This window comes from Halomonas sp. 3A7M (genome assembly GCF_014897875.1).
GTDB lineage: Bacteria > Pseudomonadota > Gammaproteobacteria > Pseudomonadales > Halomonadaceae > Vreelandella.
Map to the genome: position 1 here is coordinate 18,575 of NZ_JABUZD010000006.1, position 12,386 is coordinate 30,960.

13 protein-coding genes are annotated in these 12,386 nt (G+C 52.3%); 6 read left to right on the forward strand and 7 right to left on the reverse strand.

The window, feature by feature from the left end; all coding sequences use genetic code 11:
* Nucleotides 1-6 precede the first annotated feature (6 nt).
* Both prpB and INT19_RS00275 read right to left on the reverse strand, forming a co-directional pair.
* On the reverse strand, nucleotides 7-903 hold the full coding sequence (gene prpB, locus INT19_RS00270; protein ID WP_226912621.1) for a methylisocitrate lyase: 897 nt from the start codon (nucleotides 901-903) through the stop codon (nucleotides 7-9).
* A 43-nt stretch (nucleotides 904-946) separates the two neighbouring features.
* The gene (locus INT19_RS00275) at nucleotides 947-1,690 is read right to left on the reverse strand and encodes a GntR family transcriptional regulator (RefSeq protein ID WP_089038604.1); all 744 of its coding nucleotides are present in this window, start codon (nucleotides 1,688-1,690) and stop codon (nucleotides 947-949) included.
* Between the two features lie 252 nt (nucleotides 1,691-1,942).
* Here INT19_RS00275 and pabB point away from each other — a divergent pair, with 252 nt between their 5' ends.
* Together pabB and INT19_RS00285 are read left to right on the forward strand one after the other, a co-directional pair.
* Nucleotides 1,943-3,301 carry an aminodeoxychorismate synthase component I gene (gene pabB, locus INT19_RS00280; protein ID WP_193059265.1) on the forward strand — a complete coding sequence of 453 codons (1,359 nt, stop codon included), beginning with the start codon at nucleotides 1,943-1,945 and terminating at the stop codon, nucleotides 3,299-3,301.
* 115 nt (nucleotides 3,302-3,416) lie between these two features.
* Entirely contained in the window at nucleotides 3,417-4,037 is a 621-nt protein-coding gene (locus tag INT19_RS00285; protein ID WP_193059266.1) for a phosphoadenosine phosphosulfate reductase domain-containing protein, read from the forward strand.
* 69 nt (nucleotides 4,038-4,106) lie between these two features.
* Here the strand turns inward: INT19_RS00285 and cysB are convergent, their stop codons facing one another.
* Nucleotides 4,107-5,081: an HTH-type transcriptional regulator CysB gene (cysB, locus tag INT19_RS00290; protein WP_089038607.1), complete on the reverse strand. Its 975-nt coding sequence runs from the start codon at nucleotides 5,079-5,081 to the stop codon at nucleotides 4,107-4,109.
* Between the two features lie 298 nt (nucleotides 5,082-5,379).
* On the opposite strand from cysB, the gene trxA reads away from it, so the two are divergent.
* On the forward strand, nucleotides 5,380-5,763 hold the full coding sequence (gene trxA, locus INT19_RS00295; RefSeq protein WP_009722702.1) for a thioredoxin: 384 nt from the start codon (nucleotides 5,380-5,382) through the stop codon (nucleotides 5,761-5,763).
* Nucleotides 5,764-5,832: 69 nt separating this feature from the next.
* Here trxA and INT19_RS00300 read toward each other — a convergent pair whose 3' ends face one another.
* Nucleotides 5,833-6,930: an AI-2E family transporter gene (locus tag INT19_RS00300; RefSeq protein ID WP_193059267.1), complete on the reverse strand. Its 1,098-nt coding sequence runs from the start codon at nucleotides 6,928-6,930 to the stop codon at nucleotides 5,833-5,835.
* Nucleotides 6,931-7,122: 192 nt separating this feature from the next.
* On the opposite strand from INT19_RS00300, the gene INT19_RS00305 reads away from it, so the two are divergent.
* Nucleotides 7,123-7,953 carry an SIMPL domain-containing protein gene (locus tag INT19_RS00305; RefSeq protein WP_193059268.1) on the forward strand — a complete coding sequence of 277 codons (831 nt, stop codon included), beginning with the start codon at nucleotides 7,123-7,125 and terminating at the stop codon, nucleotides 7,951-7,953.
* Here the strand turns inward: INT19_RS00305 and serS are convergent.
* From serS to INT19_RS00320, 3 genes are all read right to left on the reverse strand, one after another.
* Complete coding sequence (serS, locus tag INT19_RS00310) at nucleotides 7,895-9,172, reverse strand: serine--tRNA ligase (RefSeq protein WP_193059269.1); 1,278 nt, start codon at nucleotides 9,170-9,172, stop codon at nucleotides 7,895-7,897. The two genes, INT19_RS00305 and serS, sit on opposite strands and share 59 nt — an antisense overlap.
* A 184-nt stretch (nucleotides 9,173-9,356) precedes the next feature.
* Nucleotides 9,357-9,620: a Txe/YoeB family addiction module toxin gene (locus tag INT19_RS00315; protein WP_193059270.1), complete on the reverse strand. Its 264-nt coding sequence runs from the start codon at nucleotides 9,618-9,620 to the stop codon at nucleotides 9,357-9,359.
* Nucleotides 9,617-9,859, reverse strand: coding sequence for a type II toxin-antitoxin system Phd/YefM family antitoxin (locus INT19_RS00320; RefSeq protein ID WP_193059271.1), 243 nt, complete (start codon nucleotides 9,857-9,859; stop codon nucleotides 9,617-9,619). Before INT19_RS00320 ends, INT19_RS00315 begins: the two co-directional genes overlap by 4 nt.
* A gap of 324 nt (nucleotides 9,860-10,183) precedes the next feature.
* Between INT19_RS00320 and INT19_RS00325 the strand changes: the two genes are divergently transcribed.
* Both INT19_RS00325 and INT19_RS00330 read left to right on the forward strand, forming a co-directional pair.
* Nucleotides 10,184-11,437, forward strand: coding sequence for a dicarboxylate/amino acid:cation symporter (locus tag INT19_RS00325; protein ID WP_193059272.1), 1,254 nt, complete (start codon nucleotides 10,184-10,186; stop codon nucleotides 11,435-11,437).
* Nucleotides 11,438-11,553: 116 nt separating this feature from the next.
* Nucleotides 11,554-12,144 carry a DUF4202 domain-containing protein gene (locus INT19_RS00330; protein ID WP_193059273.1) on the forward strand — a complete coding sequence of 197 codons (591 nt, stop codon included), beginning with the start codon at nucleotides 11,554-11,556 and terminating at the stop codon, nucleotides 12,142-12,144.
* Nucleotides 12,145-12,386 lie beyond the last annotated feature (242 nt).

Genomic DNA, 12,386 nt, shown 5'->3' on the forward strand with positions numbered 1-12,386 from the left:
CGGCTATTAAGCGTCTTTCTGCTCAGCAAATAGCGCGTCGAGCTTTTGCTCGAAATCGTGATAATTTAAAAAGTCGTACAGCTCATCGCGAGTCTGCATGGTATCGACCACCTCTTTTTGATGACCGTTATCTAAAATGCTCTGATACACCTTCAATGCGGCAGCATTCATAGCGCGGAAGGCCGATAGCGGATAGAGCACCATGCGACACCCCACCTCGCCCAGCTCCTGCTGAGAGAACAGCGGCGTTGCGCCAAACTCAGTGATGTTGGCCAGTATTGGCGCATTCACGCGCGAACAGAACGCACGATAATCATCCAGGGTGTGCACGGCTTCGGCGAAGATTGCATCCGCACCCGCCTCCACACAGGCATTAGCACGCTCGATAGCGGCGTCTAAGCCCTCTTTCTGGAACGCATCGGTACGCGCAATCAGATAGAAATCGGGATCAAGCTTGGCATCTGCCGCGGCTTTGATGCGGTCAACCATTTCCTGCTGGGACACAATGGCTTTATTCGGGCGGTGGCCGCAGCGCTTTTGAGCCACTTGGTCTTCCAGATGAACCGCAGCAACGCCTGCGCGCTGCATCTCTTTAACGGTACGCGAAATATTAAAAGCACCGCCCCAGCCCGTATCGATATCTACCAGCAGCGGAAGATCGGTAGCGCCACAGATACGATGTGCATCTTCCACCACGTCGTTCATGCTGGTCATACCCAAGTCCGGCAAGCCAAAAGACGCGTTAGCCACGCCGCCGCCCGACAGATAAATCGCTTGGTGGCCTACTCGCTCGGCCATCATCGCGGTATACGCGTTAATCGTGCCTAGAATCGGTAAAGGGCGGTTCGCGTCTAGCGCAGCACGAAAGCGAGCACCTGGCGTGAGAGTAGATGAAGTGGACATTGGCATTGCTCCTTTAAAAGGCTTGGCGGATAGGCATAACGAACTAATCCGCTGATGACGTTGATTGTTGTTCAAGAACAGCAGCGTAACGGTCGGCGACGTTGGCTCGGGAAGCGCTAACGTGGCGGCGCATCAGCAACTCCGCTAGCTCGGCATCTCCGGCTTCAATGGCATCTACAATACGATGGTGCTCGACAAAGGCGAGCTGGGGCCGCTTACCGCTGGCGCTGAACTGGGTACGGTAAAGACGCACTAAGTAGTAGAGATCATCGCAAAGCAGGTTCATCAGCATTTTGTTATGGCTGCCTTGAACAATGCGATAGTGGAAGTCGAGATCGCCTTCGCGCTGATAGTAAGCTTCGCCACGCTTGAGATCTGCCTGGCCTTCGTGAAGGGCCAACACCTCACGCAGCCCTTTAATCTCCTCGGCAGACATATGCTCAGCAGCCAAGCGGGCTGCCATGCTCTCAAGCGCTTCGCGCACATCAAACAGCTCAAGCAGCTCTTTCATAGAGAGCTTGACAACGCGAGCGCCAACGTGAGGAACACGCTCAATTAAACGGTGCGCTTCTAAACGCCGCATGGCTTCGCGCAGCGGACCGCGAGAGATACCGTACGTTTTAGAAAGCCCCGGCTCGGTAATTTTGCTGCCCGGCGCCAGCTCTCCACGTACGATAGCGTCTTGAAGCTGGTGAAAGACCCGCTCAGCCAGCGTTCGGACTTCTGGCGAGGTCTGATCACTGGGCGAATCAGCTTTAGAACGAGAAAGAGTAGCAAGTGAGGTCATGGCTAATTGTCGACAATTATGAGGTAGGAGAACTTTAGCCCGCCATATTTGTGCCGTCAACTAGTCAAAATGGTCGATTTTATTCACCTTTCGTGTAACCCAGCCATTTATTCTTGGGTTAATGTCAACAATCATGCTCTTTCCGTTAACCGTGTTTAACCTACCGTGAGAAAGGCGTCAGTGGTTAACACTGGTGTCATCTATTAACGACCTCTAGAATGCGATGCCTTCCATCGGCCTGGCGTTTGCTCCATGACATCGGCGTTGACCATTAAAGCCCTGCCCTACTCTCCTACTCCCCTGGAGATCTTTGCTCACCTGCGAAAGCGTCATGGTGCGGTATTACTTGATAGCGGCCGCCCATCAGCAAACGGGCGCTACGACATTATCAGCAGTGATCCGTTAGCTACGCTAGAAGTCATGCCTGATGGACAAACTAACTTCACTTCAACGCAGCTGGACCTTCCCTCGGCACTCGCTGGAGATATGACCGCCCAGCAGCAATGGATGCTTGAACAGCTACCCAGCACAGATTTCCCCAGCGAGCTGCCTTTTTTAGGCGGCCTGATGGGTTATTGGAGTTATGACCTAGGACGTAATAACCTCGCGATTTCCAGCCGCCACCCCAATGTTACTAATCTGCCATTGGCACGTTTGGGGCTTTACGACTGGTGCATTACCTTTGATCACGAAAAGCAGGCAACATGGCTCATTGCAACAGCAACTCGCCAACAGCAGGTCATGAAATGGCTAGCTCAGCCACCTGCCAGTGTTGCTAAAGACTTTCACTTAACCAGCCCCTTTCATGGCGAGCTAAGCCAAGCGGATTACACTGAACGTTTTAACACTGTTCAGCACTACATTCGCGCCGGCGACTGCTATCAAATTAACCTTGCTCAGCGGTTTACAGCGAGCTATGAAGGCGATGAATGGCAGGCTTATCTACGCCTTCGCAAGGCAACGCCAACGCCCTTCTCAGGCTTTATGGCATGGAAAAACCAGGCGGTACTCTCGCTTTCCCCCGAACGCTTTATCCAGTGTAAAGACGGGCGAGTGGAAACGCGCCCAATCAAAGGCACGCGACCACGAGGTAAGTCGCCGGAGGAGGATATCACTCTAGCGGAACAGCTATTAAGCAGCACGAAAGACCGCGCGGAAAATGTCATGATTGTTGACTTGCTGCGCAATGACTTGGGACGCGTATGCGCTCCTGGGTCTATTCGTGTACCGCAGCTATGTCAGTTAGAGAGCTACCCCAACGTGCATCACCTGGTAAGCGTGGTTCAAGGTCAGCTCGCCAAACATCGCTCACCGCTATCTCTGCTGACAGCAGCGTTTCCTGGCGGCTCTATTACTGGCGCGCCTAAAATACGCGCCATGCAAATTATCGACGAGTTGGAGCCTTGCCAACGCAGTGTCTATTGCGGAAGCCTGGGGTACATTGATAAACGGGGCAGCATGGACACATCAATTGCGATACGCACCATGGTGGCAGATGCAGGCAAGCTAAATGTTTGGGGCGGCGGAGGATTAGTCGCCGACTCTAGAGCAGACGAGGAGTACACAGAAACGCTGGATAAAATCCGCCATCTAATCGGCGCCTTGGAATAAATAACAAAATTCTTACATCAAAAAGGAATATAAAAGCCAAACCAAACGGTATTGGGGCTAAGCCCCTCCTCTTTGATAGCCTAGTGTCATACTCGACCTTATGACAGGAGGCAGCATGTCTTCAGCGCTTGACAGCATTAACCGTGATTTTGCCAATAATCCCCAAGAGCTTATCAAGTGGGCGCTTAGCCAAGGCGAGCGTCCTATTTGCACGACCAATTTCCGGCCGTTTGAGGCGGTGATTCTGCATATGGTCACTCAGGCACGTCCAGACATCCCCATCGTATGGATGGATAGTGGCTATAACACTGAGGCCACTTACCAATTCGCCGATGCCTTAATCCAGCGGCTGAACCTAAACATGGTCAGCTTTATTCCGCAGCGAACCCGTGCTCACCGTGAAGCGCTAGAGGGGGCAATGCCCAGCATTGACGACCCACGTCACGCAGCCTTCACTCAAGAAGTAAAGATTGAGCCGTTTGAGCGTGCCCTGCGGGAAATGCAGCCGGATGTCTGGTTCACCGCCCTGCGGGCAGAGGACACCCCAGAGCGGGCTAAAATGCAGCCTGCCAGCCGTAACAGCGATGGCTTATTAAAAATTGCCCCGCTGCTGCAGTGGACTGCAAAAGATATGTACTACTATCTTGAGGCACACGACCTGCCCAACAACTTTGACTACTTCGACCCCACCAAGGTAGAAGACAAACGTGAGTGTGGCCTGCACTTACAGCACTGATTAGGCAGAGAACGGTGAATAGCGCCCAGACACCCACGTCAAGCGCTATTCACCCACTACCCGATGCTCCTAATGCTCAGGAAGCTCTACTCCCTCAAACAGCTCATGCTCAAAACGTGGGCCAGCCAACAAGGCTTCGTCTACCAAGTCTCGGGTGAGATGAGGTGCAAAGCGTACGAGGAAATCGTACATATAGCCGCGCATAAAGGTGCCACGGCGAATTCCAATCTTAGTCGTAGAACTCGCGAAGAGATGGCTGGCGTCCAATGCGACCAAATCCTCATCTAGCACCGGATCAACCGCCATTTGGGCGACAATACCAACCCCCATGCCCAGTCGCACATAGGTTTTAATCACATCAGCATCAGCGGCCGTTAACACCACATTGGGCGTAAGTCCCTGTGCTTTAAACGCATCATCTAACTGCGAGCGGCCGGTAAACCCAAACACATAAGTAACGAGAGGATGTTCGGCCAACGCTTGAAGCGTCAGCGGCTTGTCTATCGATGCCAGGGGGTGGTCTTTAGGTACTAAAGCGCAGCGATTCCAGCGGTAGCAAGGTAACAACACCAAGTCGGTGAATAGCTCTAGCGATTCAGTGGCAATTGCAAAATCGGCCTGACCTTCGCTAACCATCTGAGCGATTTGCTTGGGTGTGCCCTGCTGCATATGTAGGGCAACATCAGGATACTTGAGGGTAAACTCGCTGATGATAGGAGGTAGTGCATAGCGCGCCTGAGTATGAGTAGTAGCAATCGACAAACTCCCCCGGCGCTCGTCACTGTGCTCTTGGGCGACTTGTTTGATGTTTTCGGTCAGCTTCAACACCTGACCTGCCAACTCAATGATAGACAGCCCTGCAGGCGTTACGCGGGTAAGGTGCTTTCCGCTACGTGCAAAAATCTCCACACCTAGCTCATCTTCAAGCAAGCGTATCTGCTTGGAAATACCCGGCTGCGAGGTAAACAAACTCTGCGCGGTGGCTGACACATTCAGGTTGTGTCGATTGACTTCCCAGATATAGCGAAGTTGCTGTAGCTTCATATCCTCACCTTATTATCTATGCAGGAAGCACGTTGAAGCGCATCCTCGCGCCGCTGCTAACTTGCACCACCCACGAAGCACTCAAAGGTGCAATACGTGGGGGCGACACGCCTCATACATACAATTTTGAATAAAAAATCATCTTATAATTCACTTATAGTATAAAAAATAGCCGTCACGAACACCCCTTAATTTTTCATAATGGCTGTCGAAACGTCATAGGAAATTTGCCAGCACCTTCTGCGCCCGCTAACATCTGCCAACTTGGCGCGGTGAAAGTGCGCTAGTAAAACGCGTAATGACCGTTGCTCCATTTGAGGCAACGAAACAGCAAGAGCAACGCAAACGGGAGAAACAGATGGCTAACAATGTTGATGTCACCAACGCCAATTTTGAGCAAGAAGTCCTCAACGCCGAACAGCCAGTCCTACTGAAGTTTTGGGCCCCCTGGTGCGGTCCCTGTAAAGTAATGGCACCTGTGGTTGATGAAGTTGCTGCCGAACGTGGTGATAATCTGAAAGTGGTTAGCGTGAACGTTGACGATGCGCCTGAAATTGCTGCAGAACAAGGCGTGCGCGGCGTTCCGACAGTGATGCTATTTAAGTCCGGTACGAAAGTGGCATCGCTGGTAGGTGCACAGTCTAAGTCCCAGCTGACCCAATTTATCGATCAAAATGCCTAACTCGCGCTAACGTTACCGCTGGCACTGCCAGCGGTAACTTCCTGCACTTCCCATCTCAAACGCCTCCTTCTACTCTCGACGCTTCCAAGGTGGACGGCGTGCATCGCCAAGACGCGTTCGACGCTGCCCTCCCGGCCCCAGTAAATGAGCAATCCAGCGAGTCTGAGGATGGCTATCCAAGGCGATTTTTAATGTCATCGTCAATACGACCGACAACAACATCCCCGCAGCACCAAAGATCCACCCCCACACAACCAACGAAAGAAACGCCACAAATGTTGATAGCCCCAATGCTTGCCCCATCACTCGCGGCTCAACCAAGTTACCCAAAACGAAATTAATCACCAAATAGGCAGATGCGAGTAACAGCGCCTGCAATACTCCGCCATCTTGGGATACCAGCAATAGCAGTACGGGAGGAATCGCCGCCAAGGCCGAGCCGATATTAGGAATAAAGTTAAGGGCAAAAGCCAACACCCCCCACAGCAACGGGAACTCCACTCCCACTATTAAGCAAGAGAGCCATACCAGCGCCCCGGTGGCCAAGCTAATAACGGTCTTCACTGCCAGGTAGCGCTTCAGCGTTAAACTAAACTCGCTAAACCGCTTTAGGCTTGGCGCTGGGTTCTCAAGAGCGCGGGACACTTTATCTCGGAAGTTAAGCGTTTCAAACAGCATGAAAATAACTAACAGCCCGATAATACTGCCTTGCATAAAGAGATTGCCAAGTTCGCCTAGCAACGTTGTCACCCACGACCCATCGTCTTCCATAGCAAGCATATTGCTGAGCTGATCAGGATTAATGGCTAGCCCACGGTTAGAGAGCGCGTTCAACAAATCCCAATAATGCTCATACAAACGCGACTCGATATCCGGTAGCACCTGAACAAAGGTGCTAAAGCTGTTGACCACCAGCAAGCCAATTAAGGAAATAAAACCCAGCAGCACCATCAATGTTAAAAAAGCAGAGGCTCCCCTGCTGAGGCCACAGCGGTGCAGCCACTGCACAGGCGACGTACATACAACAGCAATAAAGACTGACAGTAACAGAGGAACCAGAAGATCCGCCCCAGCCTTCATACCCGCCACAATAACAACGAGTGCGGCAAGCGCCAGGGTCGCATTTAAAGGGATACTACGATAATCCTCATCCGATAATTTCGACATTGCCCTTTCCTTAGCGTGTTATCCACATATCATGGCCGCTCGCGCAATATTGCACAAACCATGACAACATTAAGCAATTGCTTTGCATCGACTCTTAGCCAGTGAACTTTATTGCGCTTTGCCCTTCCAAGCAGCGTCACAGTATAAATTAGTTAACATTAATCATTGTCTCGATCAGTAAGGAAGTGACCTATGAATCCAGCAACACCACATCTAAAACGCTTGCGCTACGGCGTGCTTGGCAGCGCACTTCTCGCCCTTCTGGCAACGTCTACGGCTCACGCTGCGCCCCCCACCCCGCCCAGCTTACATGTTCAAGCCCAATCATGGGTGGAAGTAGAGCCCGACAAAGCCACTCTGTCTGCACGGCTGTGGGAAAACACCCCAGCGGTTTCCACGCTGGAAGATACCGACAGTGGCGAGCTGAGCGACGCACGCGCGCGGCTTGAAAATCGTGCCAGTGAGCTAATTAAAGCCATGGAAGAGATCGGCATTGAGCAACGCGCCATCAATGCAGGGTCACTCAATGTCTATCCTGAGCACGTCGCAGGGCCGCGCAACGATGATGGTGAACAAGAAACGTTAATGCGCACCCGCTTAGAGCGCCCCTTCAATATTGAGCTTACCGATATAGATCAATTGGGCGAGGTGTTTGACGCAATGATAAGTGCTGGCGTGAACACGCTGGACGGCGTTCAGTTTGATCTTCAAGACCGCGACGCCGCTACCGATGAAGCACTTACTAAAGCGCTAGAAAAAGCCCGCCATAAAGCGGACTTAATGGCCAGTACGCTAGGCGTAAGGCTTGGCCAAGTACAGCGCATTGAAGAAGCCCAAACGCCCATCTTCCAGCCCCGCATGATGGCCATGCGCGCTGAGAGCGATGCCATGGGCAGTGGTTCCGCTAGCGACTATCGCCCCGGCACCATTCGTATCGATGCCGAGGTCAACGTCGAGTGGGCAATTAGAGGGCAAGACGCTCAAGGCCGCCCAGGTAGGGTTGCAGAGGCGCAGGAACAGTAATAGAGCCATCTGCCTGCTGGTGGTTTTCAAGCACCGCCAGCAGGCAACGCCCCACCGCTAGGCCTGAACCATTCAGCGTATGCAGCAACTGTGGCTTTTTCGCGTCTGGGTGGCGGAAGCGGGCTTGCATGCGCCGCGCCTGGAAATCTTCGCAATTAGAGACTGAAGAAATTTCCCGATACGTTTCTTGGCTAGGCAACCAAACTTCCAAATCGTAGGTCTTCGCCGCCCCAAAGCCCATATCGCCGGTACACAGCGTCACTACGCGGTAAGGCAACTCCAGCGCCTGCAGAATTGCTTCAGCATGGCCACGCATCTCTTCCAGTGCTTCATAGCTCTTATCTGGCTCAACAATCTGCACCATTTCGACTTTATCGAACTGATGCTGACGGATCATGCCGCGGGTATCGCGCCCATGAGAACCGGCTTCGCTGCGGAAACAAGGCGTGTGGGCAGTCAACTTCATTGGCAACGCCGCCTGATCGACAATCTCATCACGCACAAAGTTAGTTAGTGGCACTTCCGACGTCGGAATTAGATGGTATTCCCGTTCGTCGTTAAGTTTAAACAGATCTTCGCCAAATTTTGGCAGTTGGCCGGTACCCATCAGCGAATCGCGATTCACCATATACGGCACATAGCACTCTTCGTAACCATGCTGCTGAGTTTGCGTATCCAGCATAAATTGCGCCAGTGCCCGATGCAGACGCGCAATCGGCCCACGCATTACCGCAAAGCGAGCGCCGGTCAGCTTAGCCGCCAGTTCAAAGTCGAGATAACCCGATTTCTTACCAAGATCGACGTGATCCAGCACCTCAAAATCAAACTCACGCGGCGTACCCCAGCGGTGAAGCTCAACATTATCGTCTTCGCTTTTGCCTTCAGGCACGCTTTCATGAGGAAGATTGGGAATACCACTGATAGCGTCATCCCACTCTTCCTGCACCTCAGCCAGTTCTTTCTTGGCTTTATCCAGGCGCTCGCCTAAATCGCTCACTTCATCCAGCAACGGCTGAATATCTTCACCGCTAGCCTTCGCCTTACCAATCGCTTTTGAACGCATATTGCGCTCGTTTTGCAGCTGCTCGGTCTGGGTTTGCAACTCACGACGGCGCGATTCCAGCGCTTGCAGTGCCGCTTTATCAAGTTCGAAGCCCCGCCGGGCCAGTTGTTGCGCAGCCGCATCAAGATCACCGCGCAGCAGTTTCGGATCGAGCATGAGTTATCCCTTGGCCTGAAATCAGTGGAACACGGCGTACATCGCCCGTGATGAAAGAGGCCTATTGTAGGCAAAAGCACGGCGGGGAGCTATGGCTGCCTTAATGGGGAGTGATGCTTTTGACTAACCGTATTGCATTCATCGTTGTTCTACTTGATATTCGGCAGCAGCAACTGGTTATACACTATTCGTAGTGGCTCCAAAGCCGGAGCACTTTAATTACCCCTTCGTCTTCAAGCACTTGGTAAACCAAACGATGCTGAATATTGATACGCCGTGAATAAGCCCCCGCAAGATCACCGATGAGTTTCTCAAACGGAGGCGGTTTCCGATACGGATCTTCTGCGATTAGTGCCAGCAGCTCCTGCGCCTTTGGCTTCAAGCCACTGGAAGCTAACTTCTTCGCATCTTTCTGAGCGTGTTTGGTGTAAACCAACGTCCATGTCACCAGTCCAACTCCTCATCACACTCATCTGCAGGGGTCTCCATTCCCTCACGAACAGACTCTCGCATCCCTGGCACAGAAAGCAGGAAAAGCGTCTCCTGAATGGCAGACCAGTCCTCTTCCGCCACCAAAACGGCTTTATTCCGCTTGCCCATAATGATAATTGGCTGATGAGATTCTGCAGTCTCATCAATCAACCGATAAAGGTTACTGCGTGCCTCTGTTACAGATATTCCGGTCATAACACACCTCTAATTTATCCCGCATTACATAAATTGTACGCCATGCAGTACGTACGTCAAAACGAACGCAATATTTAATCCTTTTGGGCTCGAATTAAACCACCACGACTTCTGATTGTTGTGCTCCAAAATAGCCGTAGCGTGAACTCCAAACCTCGAGTGCGCATGGCATGCCTGTGACTGAGCAGCATCGAACTTTCGAATCAAACGCATACGCTATTACCAATCGGCATAAAAACCTTGGCTCACTAGCCCAAAGTGATAGAGTGCCCGCCGATTTGCAGCGCGAATCACTAATAATGGATGTTAAACAGGAGAAACGTAGTGCAGGAAACAGCAAAAAAGGGAAAGTTTTCTTGGTGGAGTAAAATCGCGCTGTGGAAAAAAATTTTGGCGGGGTTGGCACTGGGGATATTAGCCGGTGCGTTACTAGGTGAAACCGCCAGTGTCTTTAAGCCGCTCGGCGATATTTTCATTAATGCCATAATGATGCTGATTGTACCGCTTGTGTTCTCAACGCTAGTAGTCGGTATTACCTCAATGCGTGACCCGCAAAAAATGGGTCGCATTGGTGCGCGTACTATTACCTTGTATTTGGTGACGACGGCCTTTGCGATCAGCATCGGTCTACTGCTTTCCACCTTGTTACAGCCAGGGGTAGGCGTCGATTTAAGCTTCGATACAGAAGTGACTGCAAACGAAGCCCCCTCTCTGATTTCTATTCTGGTTAACTTGGTGCCGCGCAACCCTCTCGATGCTCTGGCTAATGGCAACATTATGCAGATCATTGTATTTGCCATTGGCTTAGGTATTTCGCTAACGCTGATTGGCGAAAAAGGCGAGCCGGTTATGAAGGTTTTCGATAGCTTTGCTGAAGCAATGTACAAGCTCACCGGCATTGTGATGGCCTTTGCACCCTTTGGTGTATTTGGCTTAATCGCCCATGTTTCAGGCCAATACGGCTTAGAAATCCTGCTGCCGCTGGCCAAGCTGATTGGCGTGGTATATCTCGCCTGCATTCTGCATGTGTTGGTAATTTACTCTGGGTTTATTTCACTACTTGGCCGCTTGAACCCTGTGCGCTACCTGAAAGGCAGCTTGGATGCCATTGTGGTGGCGTTCTCCTCTGCCTCGTCTGCTGGCACGCTACCGGTGTCGATTCGCTGCGCGCAAAAAAACCTAGGGATTTCAGAGGGCGTTTCTGGCTTTGTGCTACCCGTGGGCGCGACGATTAACATGGATGGCACAGCGCTTTACCAAGGCGTAGTCGTGCTGTTTATTGCCCAAATGACCGGCACCGATCTAACCATGATGGATTACGGCATGATTGTGGCCACCGGCACGCTGGCCTCAATTGGCACCGCGGGCGTTCCCGGCGCGGGTCTTATAATGCTGTCGATTGTAATGGCACAAATTGGCCTTCCTCTGGAAGCGATTGCGGTGGTTGCCGGTATCGACCGTATTCTGGATATGGCCCGCACCAGCGTAAACGTGGCGGGTGATTTGATGGTCACGACCCTGGTGGGTAAAAGCGAAGGCGAACTAAACGAAGAGGTTTATAACAACAACCGCGCATAGACTTCTTTATGAATGTTACTTTAGCGCTTGCTGCCTTTGTGCAGCGGGCGCTTTTTTCATGGCCTGGCGCTAACCTGCTAGCATGTCGTTAATCTTCCCTAATCATGCGAGCTCTTATGCCCTCTGCGTTTGAACAAACTCTAACGGCCATTGATGCGCTTCACGCCCAAGATCCGCGCCAAACCACCCTTGCCGATGGCACACCCCTGCCCCAGGAACTTGCCTACGCCCAGCGTATGAGCCATTGGTTAGCACAGTTGCAGTCTGCCCCTGCCGAACTACTGCGTTTGGCAGTCCGCGCCCAACATCTCCAGCGCTGGCTTGTGCCGCGCAGCGATTACCCTGAAGGACGCATAGGCTATTTAACCTGGCGCCGCGACCAAGGTGAGCGCGCGGGCGATACCACTGCCCAACTGATGCGTGACGCTGGCTATAGCGCTGCAGACGCCGAACGAACCGCAACGATTATCCGTAAGAAAGGTCTTGGCCGCGATGCCGATGTGCAAGCGCTGGAAGATTGCGCCTGCCTGGTGTTCTTGGAAAATTACTTCGCGGATTTCTCCCGCAAAGTCGAGCACGACCATATGGTGCGTATTGTGCAAAAAACCTGGGGCAAGATGTCCCCCCAAGCACATGCACTTGCTCTGGCACTACCCATGAACGCGACCAGCGCAGCGCTGGTGAAAGAGGCGCTTGGCAGCGCATAAGACGCGCCATCAAGATGCAGAGCCGCGGTAGCTGCGGTAAAGTAGCGTATCCCCTATCCGCTCCCAGCAGTGACGGCTTGATCAACTATGATTGCATCTTTGGATTCTCGTACGGCCCCGTTTAAACGCCTAAGCACTCATTACGTGCGTTTCCTCGACGCCTTGCGCGCCCGTGGCTTCGAAGGCGAGATTGCCCCGGACTATGCCAACCGCACGGTGCTGGCAACGGATAACTCGATTTA